Source organism: Brucella sp. TWI432 (genome assembly GCF_039674445.1).
In the GTDB taxonomy this organism is placed as follows: Bacteria; Pseudomonadota; Alphaproteobacteria; order Rhizobiales; family Rhizobiaceae; genus Brucella; species Brucella chromiisoli.
On record NZ_JBDJNL010000032.1, the window covers coordinates 1 to 18,395 of the forward strand.

Sequence of the window (18,395 nt, forward strand, 5' to 3'; positions counted from 1 at the left end):
CAGCTGAAAACCTAGTCTTCCTTTCCGCGTTCGATTTGAAAAGGGCAAGAGATACAAAAAATGTCGCATCTCTAAATTGCCCATGTGTCGCATCTGTATATCGCCGTTATAGGAGTAAGTCGCATAATGTAAATTATGGAACAAGAACTCTTGAATACAAACTATTTCAGTATACGTGCCATAAAAGTCGAACGAGTTTCAATGACAGATCTAATCCTCAATAAGATCTCATGTCGAATACCCATATGATCAAACTCAGTTAGAAGTGCATCGGCTTGTTGCAAGATCTTGGATGACAATTTTGCCATATCACTTTCAAGCAGGCGTTGTGCACCACGCGTGTTTGCAACAAGGCTGTGCCAATGCTTAAGGTGTATCGTATCAGCGATGTTGCGCTCACCGATACGCATAGCCATTTGTTTTGCAAGTTTAGGATATACGGCCGTGCAGACCACATCATATAACGGTGCGAGTTCTGGTGTCTTATCCTTATAAAGTAAGGCGTAATTTTTCCCGTGTGCGTCAGCATTGCCGACGAGATAATGAAAAATCAGCATTCGTATAAAGTTTAATCGATCAAGAGCCGGCGAGTGCGATGCTGCCGAGATAAGATCAATGCAGCGCTCCGTACCAGGTCCACCTTCGTCTTCATATTTCAATTCGGGCGGGATGCTCAATGACTGACAAAAGTCCTCCTGGTGAAGTCTTGTGATAACACCGTCTGAAGATAGCTTTCGGTCGTAACGTTCAACCAGCAGGAACGAAACATTTGCCCGGGTTTGCATTTTTGCTCGTGCTGCGGGCAGCCCTAAGCGTGCAGCAAGTTTCAAACAAAATAGTTCATTCTCAACCGTACCTTCCAGCGATTGAATAACGGGTTTTAAAATATGTGTGGTCGGCAAGCCACCTTTAGCGAGCCCTATTTCTTCCCCTCGAACGCAGACGGCCAACTTATCCTGTGCCCCAGCAAGGGAAAGTCGCACGCCCTCTTCACCACCCAAAAGTGGACGCTCTCGAAGCTTCCCTATGATTTCGACGAGGCGCTCATCGTTAAGGAATTCAATACCATGGCTTTCTTCAATCGATGGTGAGTTGCCCACATCGAGCAAGGACAACGCGCCGGCACATTCACCGCCTATAATTTCGAGCAACCCAAATGAATTTCCTGAAGAAATACCCAGGGCACCCGCAAGGCGTTGCCGCGCACCCTCATCAGGCAAAAGTCCTGAAAAAAACGGTCGAACGACATTATCGTTATAAGCATTATCAGCCAGCGGCATGCTATACGATATCGCACGAGATTTTGTATCGACAAGGTAGGATTGACTATATCTAAAGTTCAATGCACCGTCAGTTTCCTGTGAAAGCGTTCCAGCTTTGATTGTGTCAAAGTAGACGTCGAGATGCTTACTCATCGCCCAATATCCCGACGTCCAGTCACTGCTATGCTTAGACCAAGAGTTGAGATGACTTGAAACGCCCGACCAATCTGACAGGTCTCTTTGCCAGCTTCAAGCTCACGAACAAAACGCACCCCTACCCCAACCAACCCAGCGAGTTGAAGCTGTGTTAGTTTCTGCGCTTTACGTTCCTCGCGGATCAGCCGACCTAATTCTGTCACGGTATCTACTGAAATCATGAACATCACCCCTATCGGGATGATTTTATAACATGATTAGGGGAATGATACTAGAAAAGAACCGATCGGGAACTTCTATGCTCATTATTATGAGCAGCATCAGTTTTAACCCCTATCGGGATTTTTCGTCATATAAAAGTGAGCGTTTGCTACGGCCTAGGCCTTCACAACCCTACTACCAGCGTCAAGCGCGATGTTGGTCCTGGCTTGCTCTAGCTGCGCGGCTTATCCAACGTGTTCAAATCAATTGACCAAAAATTAGTAGAGCAAATCAAGGGCGAAGATGCACAGAAGCAGCAAAGAATAATTGCCGAAACAACACTGGCTCAACCAACCAGCCTATAACCGCGTTTCAATTTCTGACGATGCAAGCGATCAAGTGCAGAGCAAGCCTCTTGGGCATTCTCAAATGATTGGCATTTTGATTGACCAAAACTGCCTATTCGTCCCCAGTTACGTGCTAACACCCAGATGCCAAACAGATCTGGCTGCACAGACAAGCCATAAAAACGGGCCATGTTCTGTGATGGATCTCGTCGCTGCAAATCGACGTGCCTTGAAACTGCGTTGTTCATGCAAAGGAATGTGATTCATCGCTGATATAATATCCAATGAATGTTTTGAATCATTCGGCACCAACGGATTCAAAATAGTGTTGTATCGACGTCGGTGGCATTTGCGCCGTTTAGGATTTTATATCGCACGTACAGAATAAGACGGCTCAGTTCTCGATCAACAATTTCTTCGTGAATAATAATTGTCTGTAGGCAGCTTAAGTTCAACTTGAGCATTTCGATGGGCAACAGGCAGATCACATTTGTTACGCAATTGATCTTATTTTTGAATCCATTCGATGTTTCTGCGCTTGCATCTTGCTCACCTTTGCGCATAACGTCTTTGTTGAGGCAGAACGCATCTGCCTTGGAGCGTCGAAACTCCTACCAGCGGTTGGTGCTGGCCGTTACAGCACCACACTCTTTGACCTTACGGTCGGGGATCCTGTGGCGTATGCAACAGGCCTCCGGCTAAAGGCCACAGGGCCGTCTGGTACGGTTTCGACCTCCCCGATCACCAAGGGGTCAATGAGCATATGAAGCGGGGGCGTCCCGCGGATGCTCCTGGGAACCGGCTTTAAGACACGCCTCAGTCGGCATTTCAAAAGCTTGCGTTTTCTACCCCTGTCGTTAGGGCGGGAGGAAACAATGAATATTTGCATGCCATCACAAAGCGCGGAAATTCATCGCAGTACTGCGCCTTTCGATAATGTCTTTTTAAATCCAGAATTTCTGACACGACCAAGTGACACGGGGCACGACAGCCGTCATTGCTGCCAATCTGATTATTCGTGCGCAAACGAAACCACTCAGTCGTGTAGTCGACCAGAGTTGGCAAATACGATTGCAATTCGTGCCAAGGCTTATGATCCAAAGACGTTCTTAATTGTTCATTCCACCCCAGAGATAAAAAACAAGGCAATGGAAATTTGCACGCCCTGGCAGGATCTCAATGTCTATCTGCAAGGCGCACCTCCTCTTGAAAATACTGGTTAGAGCAGCAGTGAAAAGCACCTAGCCATTTAGTAGTTCCAAAAATCCGTTCCGAAGATTCCAAACGGTTGTCGAAAGAACCGAGCGACCTAACGGCTTCGTGCGTCCTTTTGAGCGCAAATAAAACAGCCAGCTTCACACCTATTTCCATGAGGTCATAATGACAACATACAAACAAACAGTTCGCTTCCTTGTCACTCTGGCTCTGCTGTTAGGCAGCATGGTCACGGCTGGATTTGCGCAAAATCTTGATGGCGTAAAACAGGTGTTGAAAGAGGGATTTAAGCCTCTGTCATTACCGATTCAAACGGATTGGGGTTCAATCAGCAGTTTCGACATTCCCCCAAAAAGGTCAAACCTGACAAAGCAGCAGTATGAGTATTTCAGACGCAATAAAATCAAGATCGAACGGCCTGCTGATCCGCTTGATGCATTTGGCTTTAAAAATTATATGATGAGCAAAGACAGCACGCAGGCATGCCGCTATCTTGTAGAACTCGCAAAATATACAGCCTGCCCACCGCTTAAAGCCGCTTTCGTCAATCCGCAAAATATCACTGAATTCATCATCGTGTCCGACGAAATTCGCTCAGGCTATATTTCTAACACGCTCGTGGAAAAAACCCTGCTGCCCGGCATCATTAAGCAGTTGCAGGAAGAGGCAAGTCAACAATCAGAAGAAGACGGCATCGTCACGACCGCCGCGCTGATCGAGCCGCCATATTTTGTGCAGCCGAAGTTTAAACCGCTCATCGCCTACACGATGCAAATGGTGTTCGCAAACGGCGTTGAGACTGCACGCTATTATGATCAAAACGTCTTTATTCTCACCAGAAATGGATATCTGGCTGTCAGTATCATCAATACCAGATTGCTGGATAAAGAGCTTTTGCTGCAATTCATCGACAACCTCATTCGGATTACTGAACCCAATAGCTACGCCAGTGCTTCAATGTTCGATTTTAACAAAGCCGACATAAGCGCTGAAGATTTCCTGATGTTTGAGTGAAGCGGTTTATCGCGTCGGTCGCGAACAGATCACGAAGATAAGCTCATCCACGAAATCACCACGCACGATTTTTCCAGCTCATAACGGCTCACAAAGCACTGCAGATGAAGCAGAAGCACCACTCTTTGAGCTTATTCCAATACGATGAGGGACTTTCAAGCATGATTATCACAGAAGACATCAAAATTGGCAGCGGTGTTTATCACTTCATGGCCATCACCGGCACGATCGTTGCAACCGATCAGCGCAGTGATACGCATGTGAGCGGCCAAACCAATGTCAGTGTCAATAACGGACGAGGCAGTGGCTCTCATTCCATTTCGTCATCCGTGAACGTCGTGCGCGATGTATGGTTTAAACAAGAGGATGGAGAAGAACATCACGTTCGCATACACCGTGATATGCCCATGCGTCCGGGACATCAGGTTGCCTTAATCGCCGTCGGTGGGCGATGCATTGAGGGAAACGCAGATACAGAACTGGTCTTCTTCAACAAGGATGCCAATAACAAAACGATATTGAGCGGCACTGCAATCCACAAACCCGTTAACATCCTTTATTGGCTGGGTTGTTTTGCACCAATCGCACTTGCGATCTTCGTTGCATGGAATTTGTTCATTGGGGCACCGGTGAACAAGTTCGGTTGGTTCGTGATAATCTTTGGCGGAGGTTTCCTCACCAATCGCGTTTGTAATTACATTCGTGGTCGCAGATTTAAAGCGATGCTCAAAGCAAGTGATGCGTTCATCCAAAGTGTGCGCACACGCATGGATGCGAATAAACAGCTTGAAAATCAGCGAGGCTGAAAAGCTAGGAACTTATGAACAATATCTCGTTCAAGCGAGTTCAAACTGATATAATCAGACCCGTACATCGAAAAACACTAAGTGTATCGATTTGATGAATGCTTTCAAAAGTTCCACGGCGGCCATGCTTGTACGTTTCTTGGCCTCCTTTTGGACTGCATCCGCACTATATCCCCTATATGCACCACCCGATAGAGACGCACTCATCATGCGGGTGGTGCAGCCCCGGCGTTTTGGGAAGAGCGTTGGGGCTTCTGTTTTCTGTCGTTACGTAGAACCTTACCTTTTAGAAATGATTCTTACGTAGATATTGAGCTTCTTTACACCTGATCTCTTGCACGTACCGAGTACAGAAAAAGATATTAAACGACCAATTTTCGAGCATAATTAATATCGTCCATATGTGTAATTTGTCTTTATCTCTTCAATAGACCATTGATGCACCTCTACTCCAGAAAATAAAAGCTGTTGTTTTTCAGCGTTTTTTGAGAAGGCAATTGTTCAAAGGTTTGAAGCACAGAGGCTATTAGCGTTTGCGCGTCAGTTGCTACGCGCAAATCGATATCGGTTGCCAAAAGACCGGAGAAAAGAACTGTTTTCCAACGAGCCCGTGAAAGAGCAACATTCATTTTTGCGATGCATTGCTCATCTTCAAGTCCCTCAATCTCAAGTGGAAGCCGACCGGTTGGCGTTAAAGCAACATTGAGCGAAACCAACACGTAATCGGCCTGCTTCCCCTGGACGTCCTCGGGTAAGCCAGTGAAAGCCAAATCACGAATTCCCGCTTTATGAAGCGCAGAGTTAATTGCATTGAGCTGTTTTTGGCCAAAAGCTACAATACCCAAAGTGCCTCTTTGTGAAGATAGCCTGCGAGCCGCGTTTACTACTGCGCGAACCTCGGCTCTGCTAACTCCACCACGCTTGTGCCCGACCGCCATATAACGCACTTCACTGCGACGACTGCCCCTGCTTTGCATTTCGAGTTCATTATCGTAACTGAATATATTTGACCACGTCAGCAGATCGCGATTAATCGCACGATAGTTTTTGCGTAGATGCAACGTAGAAAATCCCGATGCACGAGCAACGTCAAAAGCGGAGTTACGGCAGCAGATCTGCGCAGGATCGCCAAGAATGACCAGTTGGAACGGAGAATAAAACGAACTGATTTCAAAGCTGAGCCGTGAGGCATCGTCGATAATCAGAACATCCGTTAAATCATCGACCGGTCGAATGAAATCATTTTCAATGCGGGATGCGCCCGAGGCGGAAAATATACCTGCTGATCGAGGTTTCTGTTCGGGTTCAGGTTTTGGCCCAAAAATCAAATAGTGCTCTTCACGTGCCCAGCCCATGGGAATTTTATGTCTGACTTCCTCAGTCATGAATGCGTTACATCGCTTTTCAATAACATCAAGTGTGTCAGTGCCAGCCATGACCTTCACTCTTTTTCCGCTCGCCAAGCAATAATTGACTATCATCGGGATCATCTCAGTCTTGCCGCTTCCAGTCCCTCCCTCAATTATAAACGAGCGACCAGCATCAATCGTTAATAAGGCTTGTCGAAGCTCTTCATTATGAAACTTCCACAAGGTGGGATTGCAATACCTGCTAACGGAGTGCGATCCGAGCGGAACCTTAAGCTCGCCTTCGCTGACAATATCACCGACAGGATATAATGCTGCCAAATGCGACTGTGCATCATCAAGACGGCTGGTTAATGGCTGATAGTCACAGCTTTCATCTTCTCCCAATAAATATGGCTCATTAGCGACTTCAGAACTTGGTTGAACTGTCGAATTAGTTCTCGCCAAAACAGCACCCGACTTCAATGCGCTCTCAAAATATCTATCGGATATCAATCTTCGATTGTCTCGATATTGGTCATCATCGAAACGCGGAGGAACCTCCCCTGACTTCATTGCCCCTATGGAACCAAAGAAATGATAATCGATAGATCGTTTAAGGTATTGAAGATCACCAGCCTTGCCAGCGATCCTAAAATTTTCTACTTGGCTAACTCCATCGCCGAGCAGCGCATTTGTCCTGTTAAAAGTTATCTCCTTAATCCTTGCCAATTGACGGATGCAGCGACATTCGCAAGGATCAATAACCACAATCTCATCTTCATCGTCTGAAATAATATCTTCGCTAAATGAACGCGACGCGCCTTCAACATAGACGTCTCTTATGACAATGTGTTCCCTTCCATCAGTGCACATGAGCCGCTGATATTCATGCCCGTTTAAAAGATTTTTCTTGGCTTTTATCTTCGCTGGGTTCTTTTCCAGCCAAGCTATTCCTTCACGAATAGACCCGATCTGGCTTTGCAATTTTAAAACTGCGTCTTCGTATTCCTTGCGCGCCTTTTCCAATCGTTGTTGCAATTTTTCTCTTCGCTTTTTCAAAATTGCGCTGTATCGGGTCGGACTTATTCGCTGTCCCCACGGATAAATTTCTTCATTTTGCCGCTTTGAAAACCGCTTTCTTCTACGGTGATTTTCATCCCACTGGGCAATTAGTTTTTCGTCTGCTTCAATTGCCGCGATCTTTTCAGGCCATTCATCGCGCAGTTTAAAATATGCTTGCTCTTTAATAATCACGGCTTGTGCGAGACGCTTATGGCGAGCCTCCGTGCGCCGCTGAAATTCTGCTTTCGACAAAGTTTTATGAAAATTTGCGGGCGCATCTTGCTTTAAACGAACATCGAAAGGATCAGGCATTTCCACTCCCTTACAATAATATTAAATGCTCAAGCTGTCAGAACGGCGACAATGACGTCGAATAGAAATTCAATAATTGTGCGGCACATCGGCCGAAATATTTTGCTGAACCACTGCAAACATGCGTTCCGAATTCAGATCGGCTTGGCATTGTGAGAAGCAGGATTCGGTTCAACCATGACCATCAACAACTGCCAGTTTGTCAGCATTGAGCGCAGATGACAAGAATAAATAGTGAAACGGATTTTTATACAAATTAGATATAGTTTTTTCTGACATCTGTATAATTAATATATTATCATATTTATTTACAGTGAAATAAGCCAACTGCATCGCTTCGGCCAACTCAATTGGCTTCGCGAAAGCAATATACTGAAATGCCGAGATAATTCGACTAAACCCAATAGAAATAGATGTTTTTGACGGATATTTAAGATTATCATCGATAATCTGGGATTATTTATGCGTGCTTATACATTCCAATCCATGTTGAAAGCATCAAAACGTCACGTTTGTGCCAGACAGAAATTGAAGGTTAAAATTGAATACAAGTAAAAATATTTTATAAAGCTGATGTGAAATTGCAATAAAAGGAGCCTAAGTTGTCTCCAAACGCCCCCTTGGGGCTCAAAGCCATTTGCGAGGTCGTAATTTGAAGGTTTAAAGGCCTCATTTTCGAAAATTTGAGCGTATCTCTGGAGGTTTTCTCAATTCGGAGGGCTCAATACCTCAAAAGTGGCGCTAGGCGCCACTTTTGATCTGTTTTTCGTGCCTTTTAGCGTCTCTGAAGACCACGCGGTGGCGTTTCTTTCATCGAAATCCCGCGCTGCCGTTGGCAGCACACTTGCGTGTGGCGAGATCTATTAAAATATCGTCGAAGACTTGTAAAATCGAAGAAATACTATGTGGATACTTATAGGTTAGATTCTGAGATTTTACCGAGGTGCAACGGCGAATTGGTGCGCGAAAGGAAGTGATTTGTTTGATCGGGTCGAGCTAACATTTACCTGAACAGCTATCCTTTTTTTGAAATTAGTCCATTTTGAAATCTTAAAAGAAGGCACGTTCTTCAGAAAATATGGAAAAGGATTTTTATAACCAAACAAGCGAACCATCATACTCATGTGAAGAGCGGACTTATTTTGAATTTCTAAGAGTGTCGATCTGTGATCTCCTTTGTTTAGATTTCCCGAAAAAAGTTTGATTACCGCGTAAGAGATCTGAGAAGCGCGCAGTTATTCATTATGAGATTAGCAGGTTTTAGGTTGCAGTTTTGCTGGGCCACACTTTCGCTCGTCCAAAATTATAAGGAGTTATGACATGCGAATAATTGGAATGTTTGATCAGCGCGGCAGCAGCTTCGTTGGTCAAATGGAATTGATCGGACAGACAATTGATCTGGTGTTCTGGCCGCGTGAAAAGAAAGGAGAATTCAGCCCAGATTACGATATTTATAAAAAGAGCTTTGTCGTGGGTTCTGCCTGGCGTAGGAAAACGCTTGATACAGAGAAGTATTACCTATCCGTCAAGCTTGATGATCCTACATTTTTAGCGCCCATCTATGCTCGTTTATTGGATAAGGATGAGCGGGGTAAATACGCACTCGTCTGGCAGCGCCCGAAGGCGAAACCAGTCTAAGCCATTTCAAGCTAATTGTGTCCAACTGGTTCTTTCGCGCCGCTTTGTAATCTCATGGCCTGACCAACGATCGCTCTTTGCCTTTTTGAGGCTATTTTTTCCAAATTAAGGAAACCTCCTGAAGACGCCATTGTCATCCGCATTCTGTGCGTCTGATAGTTTGCTGACTGCATTTATGCTGATCGGCATTTTTGAGATGGCCGCAATTTAATCAGCATCCTGTCCTGCGGGGCTGAGCGGTCTTAGTCTCTCTTTCCAAAAAGACATATCGCGCAATTCGCCAATTCCTGCCTGGAACTTTGATGTTTCAAGGCTGCCTTCGCGCGCGGTTTGTCAGCTCTCAAACACAACTAATCAATCAACTACAAAAAGAAAGCTTAACATACATGACATCCCGAATACCAAACATGCAGCTCAACATTCGCTTTGAAGCTGGCGATGACGTTTCAACTGCCAATATTCGCATTCAGCTGGGACAGACAGATATTGCTCTGCCGCTGCCAGCAGGCTTGCGCTTTGAAAGCATAAAACCGCTCCATATGAGCCTTTCGATCCCTCATCCCGTCAATCAGGAAACCGATTATGCAAGAATTTCGACATCATCAACAGCCAGCAATGAAGCCGCTCTGGCAGAAACTGCAAAAGACAAAGCGTTCAAGAAGCAATTGTTGCTGCCGTCTCCCGCGTCATCAAGAGTATCGTCAAAATATCAAACACAATGGCCAGTCATTGGCGGTGAGGACCTTATCCTTGATACAAGCGCCATTCTGAGTTCCGCAGCGTTCTCAGCCAATTTTGAGGCTGGGATTATTCGCGACATCTATATCGCTGGATGCCCGGGTCTAAAACATCTCAAAGGCCAGCTTAGTATTCCGATCTTTAAGGTTGGAGAATGCGCGCAGGATCGGATTGCTGATCGTATTAAGCAGCAAAGCAAAGACCAATACGGATCTTTTTATAAGATCAATGGCGATTGGCCGGTGCAAGATGAGGGATATGACGAATATTCTGCGCTTCAAATTTATATCCCTGAAACGTTGCATGAGAATAGCCCTGTTCGCGCTTTAACGCGAGGGTTACGCGTTACCCTTCCAAAAGGCATGAGCCGGCAGCAGTTCAGCAACAGGCTTCAGAGAAAGCTGTCATCATGTAGCTGGTTAGAATGGCGCAAGACGGAAGATGCAATTGCACATTTTGAGCGCAACAACATCAATCAGGATATTATTGACCGCTACACTGATTATGGCACGGGTGAGAAATGCGATATCAGCCAGGCGACTGAGCTTTACTGCATTCGAAATGAAAATGCTCAGGACTGCAAACGTCTCATCGCTGTCATCGAAAATGTTATTCTCGAGCACATGGGTTTGATTTAATCCGTAACATGGAGCGAAATAGACAAGGTCCTCCTTTCCGGGGATCTGTCGAACAGGCTGACTTCTGTGCTCGTTAAGGTTTGATTGTCATCTGCTCAAAACAACAGAATTCAAAGAAGGTAGCCTTAAGATAACATCGTTGTGTTCATAGGATAGGCAGCAGAAAGCCTTTCTGCTGCCTTCACGCGATGCTGCGTAACGCGCAACAATCTCAATTATCGCCACACGCACGCTCGGAATGTTGTTTATTGTTTCAAATTTACACGTAGGATTGCAGGTGGGAAGATTGTTGGTGATTTAGCATCTGGATTCAGAAAGTCGCGCAATCGTCATTTTTGAAGGTTTTTGCCAACTTAACATGCGCGACCCGTATTTGTTTATTTTCAAAATCGATTGACGGGGAACGTTAAGGTAAGCTCGATATGAACATTAACATGTACGCCTATCTGCCGTACACAGAGGTAGTTCTAACGAGCTTAAGGAGGCTGAAATCTTGGCTTTCCATAATGAAGTTATCGACATCGACGAAAAAAGCAGTGAAAGGATGAACTTTCGCACCAAGCCGCGGATCAAGAAGACGATACAGCGTGCTGCAGCACATGAGCACACATTTTTGCAGTCAGTGGATCATGAAGCGTTCTTTACGCTTTTTGATAATGCGCCTGATCCTACCGTGCATTTGAAAGCAGCATTTGCCCGCCATAAAAAGACGGCACTTTCCAAGTGATGCAACAAGATCCTGCTTGAACATCATCGAGCCGTTCGATCCAGCAAAACATGATCGAACGGCATTTTCTTGTGGTGTCTCACAAGTTGATAATTTTTTAAAACTAACGGCAAACAAGCTATCAAAAACCGATGCAATCCGGGTCTTTATTCTGACGGGCGCAAACAAGGAGCTTAAGGGTTTTTATGCACTTAATGTTCATTCTGTAAACTACAAAGACCTGCCCAATCAATACGCCAAAAACCGGCCAAGCCATGGGAGTATTCCTGCTGCCTATATTTCAATGATCGGTCTCGACAGCCGTTTTCAAGGAAAAGGCTTAGGAGAAATCTTGCTCGTTGATGCCATGCAGAGGGTCATCCGTGTTGCTGACCAGATTGGCATCAGTGTTATCATGCTTGATATATTGGAATGCGGCAATGAACATAATACTGCGCTTAGGCTCAAGCACTATACAGAAAAGTTTGGTTTTACGTCTCTGCCGTCAAGCCGACTTCGGCTGTGTATTCCTGTCAAAACTGTCAGAATGGCTTTCGCTGATTGATAGCCGTACTGCATGAATTTTGTTTTTGGATAATTATAGTTTCTTAACGATGCCAATTTCAAGTGGCTTGCCACCTGAAAGGTTATGTCGCAAATTTTTCATTTCTGCTGAGCTATATCACCACCGGTGCGTATAATTTAACGAGGCGGGAGCAGCTGATGGACGACTTCAAAGGGGTTCATTTTCCGAAAAGTGTCATTTTGTATGCTGTTTTCTTCTACGTCCGTTATGCAGTTTCGTATCGCGACCTTCAGGAAATAATGGCTGAGCGAGGCGTAGATGTTGACCATGCAAAATTGAATCGTTGGGTGGTTCGATATTCACCGCAGATTGCTTCTCAGGCACAAAGAAGTGGTTCGGGAAATCTGCACAGCTAGGATAAGTGGAATTTCTGCCTGACATCGGCTTAGATGCCGGGAACAGGAGAAATCATGACAAGACGACCACGCCGGAACCATAGCCCGGCGTTCAAGGCAAAGGTGGCGCTCGCTGCCATCCGAGGTGAACAAACGCTGTTGGAATTGTCCCAGCAGTTTGATGTGCACGCCAACCAAATCAAGCAATGGAAAGACCAACTCCTTGAGGGAGCGACAGTCGTTTTCGGCGATGAAGCTGTCCGTCGTCGAATGATTTGAGACTATTTGTGTTTTTGAAGATTGGAGTTTCCGGCTCGGTTTGGGGTTTGATTTAAGCGGCTTTGGCCTGGTGGTTCAAGCGGCGTTTTCTGGTGGTGTCTCGTTTGATCCTTTCGCGTTCGAGCAGGATGGTCTGTGCGCGTCCGAAGTAGACGTCGGCGGGAGTGAGATTGTCGAGGCTCTCATGGTAACGGCGATGATTGTAATGCTCGACGAAGGCTGCAATCTGGGCTTCGAGGTCCTCCTTGAAGAAGTAGTTTTCAAGCAGGATGCGGTTCTTCAGCGTCTGGTGCCAGCGTTCGATTTTCCCTTGCGTCTGCGGGTGGCCGGGAGCGCCGTGAACCTGGTCGATCTCGTATTTCTCCAGCCATTCGCCGAGATCGGATGCGACGTAACACGAACCGTTGTCCGACAGCAGGCGGGGACGATGCTCGACCCTGACCTTGTCACAGCCTGAGGCGGCCAATGCAAGATCGAGTGTATCGGTAACGTCATCCACCTTCATGCTGGTGCACAGCTTCCAGGCGATGATGTAGCGGGAGTGATCGTCGAGGATGGTCGATAGGTAAAACCATCCCCAGCCGATGACCTTCAGGTAGGTGAAGTCGGTTTGCCACATCTCGTTCGGCCTCGTGGTCTTGTCCTTGAACTCGTCATTGGCCTTGATGACAATATAGGCTGGCGACGTGATCAGGTCGTGAGCCTTGAGTAAGCGATAGACCGAAGCCTCTGATACAAAATAACTTTCCGTATCAGTGAACTTCACCGCCAGTTCACGCGGTGACAGGTCGGCATGATCGAGCGCCAGTGCGATGATGCGATCCCGGATATCGTCAGGGATACGATTCCACACCCGCGAAGCTGCGGACGTCCGCTCTTCCAGTCCTTCGACACCGTGGGCAAGGAACCGACTATACCATCGATAGAAGGTCGGCCTTGGAATGCCCAGCTTGTCGAGAGTTTGCCTGGCTGACAAATGCGACTGCTCCACAAGCCGGATGATCTCAAGCTTTTCGGTGGCGGGATATCTCATTCGTCGTCGCCCCCATCCCCGATCATGCTTTTTTTGAGCAGGCGGTTTTCCAGCGTGACGTCGGCCAGCGCCTCCTTCAGGTCACGGCTTTCACGACGCAGCGCTTTTACTTCGTCGCTGGTGGCAGAACGGGCGGTGTCGCCTGCAAGGCGCTTCTTTCCTGCCTCGAGGAATTCTTTCGACCAGCTATAATAAAGGCTCTCGGCGATCCCCTCACGGCGGCAGATCGCAGCAATGCTGTCTTCCCCGCGCAGACCTTCCAAAACAATACGGATTTTATCCTCGGCCGAATAATGTTTACGCGTGGCACGACGGATATCTTTGATCGTCTTCTCCGCAGAAGACGTTTGGGGAACGGGTTTCTGTCTCATCTTTGCGTCCTTTGATAAAGCTATGATGAGCCGAAAATCCTCTCTTCTTAATTAAACCAGTTTTGTCTCAAAGGCGCTGAGGTCGGACAGTGTAGAAAGCCGTGTCGAAGAAGGCCTTTCAGGAAATGTATCGAATAAGAGCATTCATGAGATTTTGGATGAAGAAGTGATCGAAGGCCGCTCTTGAAAAACTATCTTCTGACCTCGAAGGCCGAAGCCGATTTAAGAAAGGTGGGTTCTAGTTTGAAGTGCGACTTGCAAATGATAACAACGAGTTATCCAATGCAAGGAACTCGTCATGGACCGCACCTATTCGCATATTGATTTGGATGAACGCCGCAGAATAGCGCGCTGGCGCACTGCAAAACTTTCCGTCGACGTTATTGTTGAGAAGCTTGGAAGGGCACCGCTAGACCATTTTTCGTGAACTCAAGCGTAACCAGTTTACCGATGATGAGATCAAGGATTTAAACGGCTATTACTGTACAATTGCTGATCAGAAGTGCCGTGAGCGGCGTTCGAAGCAGCGCAAGCTCATCCGGTATGATGAGCTCCGGCAGTCCGTGATCGATCACATCAGCGATGGATGGTCACCACAACAGATTGCCGGGAGAATGCGGCTGGAGCGGCATCCCATCTCTGTCAGTCATGAAAGAATCTATCAGTTTGTGTATTCCACCGACGGTCGAAAAGAAGAGCCTTGGAAATATCTGCCGGAACGTCGCGCCAAACGACGCCCACGTCATGCCCGGCGTCATCATGGACGCCGCTTTCCCCCAGAACTGAGCATCCTTTATCGTTCGGACATGGTTGCCAAGCGCAAGCAGTCCGCCCATTGGGAGGGCGACACTATCCAGTTTCGCAAGAGGTTCGGCAAGGCCAATGTGACGTCTCTGGTTGAGCGGGTGAGCCGCTTTACGGTTTTGTTGCGCAACAATGATCGTCAGTCACGACCAGTGATGGATGGGGTGATTAGGGTACTCCAACCCCTGCCCCAAATAGCCCGTCGCTCCATCACGTTTGATCGTGGCACTGAGTTTACAGAATGGGCTTATCTGCAGAATGGGATCGGGTCGCAAACATGGTTCTGTGATCCGCAGTCACCCTGGCAGAAAGGCACTGTTGAGTACACCAATAGGCGCACAAGACGCTGGCTTCCCCGAGACCTTGATCCACTTACCCTCATTGATCGAGATCTCGCATTCATCTGTCATCGGCTCAACAATACGCCGCACAAATGTTTGGGGTACAAAACGCCCGCAGAAGTCTTTCGGCAGAAAATCTTCGCAAACAGACATCGTTTTGCGTAAACTCAAACGGCAAAACTCGCGCTTCAGCCTGACCTCACACCCGTTCGTCTGAACATGCGGCATCGCGTTTCACGAATCCTATCGGCTCCTCAGCAGGAGCGAATCTTGCAGCACCTGCCACAGGGCTTCCCGTCGATTTTCCATCGGCTTGGTTCCCTCGAAGTTCAACTCGACGAACAGGCTTTCGACGATGCCGATATAGGCTTGCCCGTAGCGGTCGATTTCGCTGTCGGACAGGGCCGCGCGTGTCTCAGCCATTCGCAACTGGCCGGCGAAGCGCTGCCACAGTACTGCGAGGAAGCCTTCATAGGCCTTGCCGATCATCGCCTTGAGCGCGACGGGGTGGTGAAACACCGCGCGCAGCAGGAAGCGCAGATGCACCGACTGCTTATGCCGGTGTTCCAGCGAGAAGACATAGGCCGCTCCCGGTTCCTCTTGCGGTGAAGCTGCCGCGAATACCGCGTCGGCATGAGACTTCTCGGCCGCAACAGCGTCGGCCAGCGCTTCGAGGAACAGCGCGTCCTTATTTTCGAAATGCGAATAGAGCGACGCTTTCCTGATGCCGACCATCGACGCGATCTCGTTCAGGGAGGACGCGTCGTAGCCCTGGATCGAGAAGTGTTCGAGGGCCGCACAGCAGATGCGGTCCACGGATGGCGAACGCGACTTCATGGCGGTTTCTCCCATTCTCTCTTTCAATGTTGCATGGCGACAGCGCGGCCGCTGCGCGCGATCAGCACGGTCAGCGCGAGGGTGACGAGACCTACCACAGCGAGGAAAACCAGCCACGAGTTCGCAGAGCTCTCCGCCATCATGCCAGCGATGGGGGTGGCTACGGAGGCCGACACGAGTTGGAACGCGCCCAGTATGGCAACGCTGGAGCCGACATCTGTATCACGGCTCGCCATCGCCAGCGAGATGATGGTCGCCTCCGCCATGCCGAGGCCGAGGATGGAGATCGTTATGCCGGCGACGATGCCGACCAGGCCGAGGCCCGCCAACTCGGAGCCAAGCGCCACACCGGCACCGGCTAGCACGATTCCGCTGCCGCAGACCGCCAGCGTCTCCACCTTGAACCGCCGCACAAGGCGGCCGCCGCCGACAGCGCCGACCAGCATGGCGATGCCAGTGCCGCCGAACACGAAGCCGAAGGCATCCGGGGCCAGCTCATAGATCGTCTGATAGACATAGGCCGCGCCGCCAACATAGGAGAACAGGAAGAAGAACACCGCGCCGATGGTCAGTGCGGGGACGAGGAAGAGCCGGTCCGACACTATTGCGGTGTAACTGCGCAAGACACGGCAGACGCGCAGCGGCGCGCGCTTTGCGCGCGGCAGCGTCTCGGGCAGGTTGAGCGCCGAGTTGACCAGCACGACGACGCCGATGATGCCGAGCGCCATAAGAACCGCGCGCCAACCGAACTGTGCCGCGATGACGCCGCCGACCGCGGGCGCGAGGATGGGCGCGAGACCCTGGATCGCCATCAAGAGCGCGAAGATTTGCGCGGCGCGAACACCGGAGGCGACGTCGCGCACGCTGCTCATGGCCACGACAAGCGTGAGCGAGGCGGCGAGGCCCTGAACGAACCGCGCACAGAGCAGCACATCGAAAGACTGCGCCGAAGCCGCCCAGAAGGAGGTCGCGATGAAAACGAGGATCGCGCCGCGCAACGGCCACTTGCGGCCATACGAGTCGATGACCGGGCCGAAAACGAGCTGGCCCGCGCCCTGCGCCAGCAGATAGACGGTCAGCGTCAACTGCATGTTAGCATAGCTCGTGCCGAGATCGCTCACCATCTGCGGCATGGACGGCAGATACATGTCGATGGCCGAGGGTCCGAGCACGGTCACGAGGCCGAGCGAAGCGGCAAGAAGGTTGCCGGCGACATGGGAAGTCGTTGAGTTCGTCATTGCAGAACCAGTAACAAAGGCCGGGAGCGACAGGGCTTTTACCGGCACGTTGAGCTTCGAGAGCCATATCGCTACCTACCAGTAGGTAGCTAATCCGTCAAGAGCTTTTTGCGCACCTTGCGGATAGTCGCTCGCGCCAGCCTAGAAAAATAGAGTTCTCGCCATCAGAAACGCCACGACGCCCACGATCACTGTCACGAACAGGCCGCGTGAAACCACGCCGGCCAGCATCGCCGCGAACGCCGCCACGAGCGAGATGTTGACGCTGGATTCGGTGAACTCGGGTTTGTGAATGAGTTCGGCTGCCATGATGGCGGCCGGCACGGCTCTTTTGCAAAAAACAGATTGATTGGCAGATAATAACCTGTTCTGAGAAACAGGAGCAGGAAATGTCTGATTTCAAGTGGCGCCATTTTCGGGGTGAGATTATCCTTTGGGCAGTGAGGTGGTATTGTTGCAACAGAGCCACACCAGCTGCCCCTTTCTTGCAAGAGTCCGCCACGTCGATACATGATTTGCAAGCAAGCCGTGCCGACGTGCAGCAGAACTCACCGTAGCGCCAGGCAGCAGCGTTTCTGCTACAATCCGCGCCTTCACCTCATTCGGCCACTTTCGGTTCCTGCGGCTTCTGCTACCAACTCGTAGAACCTCCAATGTAGTATCCATGGAGAAGCTCCGTCCTGATCATCTCAAAAGTCGATTGAGACAATTAGATCTGTAATTGGAAGGTGGGGACTAGCGTACGCTTACCGATGGCAGACAGACAGTGATTACACAAAGCGTTCCTTACGGCGTAGACTCATAAAGTGATGTACCAGATGCGGACAGCGATGAGTTTGACAGCAGCCAGGAAATTAGCCGGGTTTTTGTCGTAACGTGTTGCAATGCCGCGATAGTGCTTGAGGCGGTTAAACAAGCGCTCGACCAAGTTTCTGTGGCGATATACCCATGGCGAGAACGCAAATACGTCCTTACGGTTTGATTTGGGAGGAATATTGGCCCAGATTTTCCGTTCTGCTGCGGTCTTCCGGATCGTATCGGTATCGTATGCTTTGTCCGCAAGCAGCGTGCCGCCTTCTTTGATGCATTCTAAGAGCCCCTCAGCCTGTGAACAATCAGCGGCCTGT

At 48.9% G+C, this 18,395-nt stretch carries 17 protein-coding genes and 3 pseudogenes; 10 read left to right on the forward strand and 10 right to left on the reverse strand.

Annotated elements, in window-relative coordinates:
- Positions 1–161 precede the first annotated feature (161 nt).
- The 3 genes from ABE527_RS20575 to ABE527_RS20585 form a co-directional block, all read right to left on the reverse strand.
- A complete protein-coding gene (locus tag ABE527_RS20575) occupies positions 162–1,415 on the reverse strand; it encodes a type II toxin-antitoxin system HipA family toxin (RefSeq protein WP_499695649.1) in 1,254 nt (417 codons plus the stop codon).
- Positions 1,412–1,639 (reverse strand): helix-turn-helix domain-containing protein, encoded by a 228-nt coding sequence (locus ABE527_RS20580; protein ID WP_499695650.1) that lies wholly within the window; start codon positions 1,637–1,639, stop codon positions 1,412–1,414. Before ABE527_RS20580 ends, ABE527_RS20575 begins: the two co-directional genes overlap by 4 nt.
- Positions 1,640–1,965: 326 nt before the next feature.
- Positions 1,966–2,214: a WGR domain-containing protein gene (locus ABE527_RS20585; protein ID WP_499695651.1), complete on the reverse strand. Its 249-nt coding sequence runs from the start codon at positions 2,212–2,214 to the stop codon at positions 1,966–1,968.
- A 627-nt stretch (positions 2,215–2,841) separates the two neighbouring features.
- On the opposite strand from ABE527_RS20585, the gene ABE527_RS20590 reads away from it, so the two are divergent.
- From ABE527_RS20590 to ABE527_RS20600, 3 genes are all read left to right on the forward strand, one after another.
- Positions 2,842–3,189: a hypothetical protein gene (locus tag ABE527_RS20590; RefSeq protein WP_499695652.1), complete on the forward strand. Its 348-nt coding sequence runs from the start codon at positions 2,842–2,844 to the stop codon at positions 3,187–3,189.
- A 157-nt stretch (positions 3,190–3,346) separates the two neighbouring features.
- Positions 3,347–4,195: a hypothetical protein gene (locus ABE527_RS20595; protein WP_499695653.1), complete on the forward strand. Its 849-nt coding sequence runs from the start codon at positions 3,347–3,349 to the stop codon at positions 4,193–4,195.
- A 104-nt stretch (positions 4,196–4,299) separates the two neighbouring features.
- Entirely contained in the window at positions 4,300–5,001 is a 702-nt protein-coding gene (locus ABE527_RS20600; RefSeq protein WP_499695654.1) for a hypothetical protein, read from the forward strand.
- A 446-nt stretch (positions 5,002–5,447) separates the two neighbouring features.
- Here ABE527_RS20600 and ABE527_RS20605 read toward each other — a convergent pair whose 3' ends face one another.
- Positions 5,448–7,724, reverse strand: coding sequence for a DEAD/DEAH box helicase family protein (locus ABE527_RS20605; protein WP_499698174.1), 2,277 nt, complete (start codon positions 7,722–7,724; stop codon positions 5,448–5,450).
- Positions 7,725–9,059: 1,335 nt separating this feature from the next.
- Between ABE527_RS20605 and ABE527_RS20610 the strand changes: the two genes are divergently transcribed.
- The 6 genes and pseudogenes from ABE527_RS20610 to ABE527_RS20635 form a co-directional block, all read left to right on the forward strand.
- Complete coding sequence (locus tag ABE527_RS20610; RefSeq protein ID WP_499698175.1) at positions 9,060–9,362, forward strand: DUF736 domain-containing protein; 303 nt, start codon at positions 9,060–9,062, stop codon at positions 9,360–9,362.
- Positions 9,363–9,661: 299 nt separating this feature from the next.
- The gene (locus ABE527_RS20615; RefSeq protein WP_499698176.1) at positions 9,662–10,738 is read left to right on the forward strand and encodes a hypothetical protein; all 1,077 of its coding nucleotides are present in this window, start codon (positions 9,662–9,664) and stop codon (positions 10,736–10,738) included.
- A 493-nt stretch (positions 10,739–11,231) separates the two neighbouring features.
- Complete coding sequence (locus tag ABE527_RS20620) at positions 11,232–11,465, forward strand: type II toxin-antitoxin system TacA family antitoxin (RefSeq protein WP_499698177.1); 234 nt, start codon at positions 11,232–11,234, stop codon at positions 11,463–11,465.
- A gap of 16 nt (positions 11,466–11,481) precedes the next feature.
- Positions 11,482–12,009, forward strand: a complete 528-nt coding sequence (locus ABE527_RS20625) for a GNAT family N-acetyltransferase (protein WP_499698178.1) — start codon at positions 11,482–11,484, stop codon at positions 12,007–12,009.
- A 158-nt stretch (positions 12,010–12,167) separates the two neighbouring features.
- Positions 12,168–12,356: pseudogene (locus ABE527_RS20630) on the forward strand (IS6 family transposase); the annotation flags it as partial.
- Between the two features lie 84 nt (positions 12,357–12,440).
- A pseudogene (locus ABE527_RS20635) lies at positions 12,441–12,620 on the forward strand (transposase); the annotation flags it as partial.
- A gap of 76 nt (positions 12,621–12,696) precedes the next feature.
- Here the strand turns inward: ABE527_RS20635 and ABE527_RS20640 are convergent.
- A protein-coding gene (locus tag ABE527_RS20640) for an IS3 family transposase (RefSeq protein ID WP_499698179.1) occupies positions 12,697–14,048 on the reverse strand; the annotation gives its coding sequence in 2 pieces (ribosomal slippage) (positions 12,697–13,712 and positions 13,712–14,048; 1,353 coding nt in all).
- 298 nt (positions 14,049–14,346) lie between these two features.
- On the opposite strand from ABE527_RS20640, the pseudogene ABE527_RS20645 reads away from it, so the two are divergent.
- Positions 14,347–15,358: pseudogene (locus ABE527_RS20645) on the forward strand (IS30 family transposase).
- A 78-nt stretch (positions 15,359–15,436) separates the two neighbouring features.
- Here ABE527_RS20645 and ABE527_RS20650 read toward each other — a convergent pair.
- The 5 genes from ABE527_RS20650 to ABE527_RS20670 all read right to left on the reverse strand — a co-directional run.
- Positions 15,437–16,030 carry a TetR/AcrR family transcriptional regulator gene (locus ABE527_RS20650; RefSeq protein ID WP_499695692.1) on the reverse strand — a complete coding sequence of 198 codons (594 nt, stop codon included), beginning with the start codon at positions 16,028–16,030 and terminating at the stop codon, positions 15,437–15,439.
- 23 nt (positions 16,031–16,053) lie between these two features.
- Positions 16,054–17,268 carry a multidrug effflux MFS transporter gene (locus ABE527_RS20655; protein ID WP_499695691.1) on the reverse strand — a complete coding sequence of 405 codons (1,215 nt, stop codon included), beginning with the start codon at positions 17,266–17,268 and terminating at the stop codon, positions 16,054–16,056.
- Between the two features lie 141 nt (positions 17,269–17,409).
- A complete protein-coding gene (locus ABE527_RS20660) occupies positions 17,410–17,577 on the reverse strand; it encodes a hypothetical protein (RefSeq protein ID WP_499695690.1) in 168 nt (55 codons plus the stop codon).
- Positions 17,578–17,694: 117 nt separating this feature from the next.
- The gene (locus tag ABE527_RS20665; protein WP_499695689.1) at positions 17,695–17,934 is read right to left on the reverse strand and encodes a transposase; all 240 of its coding nucleotides are present in this window, start codon (positions 17,932–17,934) and stop codon (positions 17,695–17,697) included.
- Between the two features lie 133 nt (positions 17,935–18,067).
- The coding region (locus ABE527_RS20670) for a transposase (protein ID WP_499695688.1) at positions 18,068–18,395 on the reverse strand (328 nt) is incomplete at its 5' end.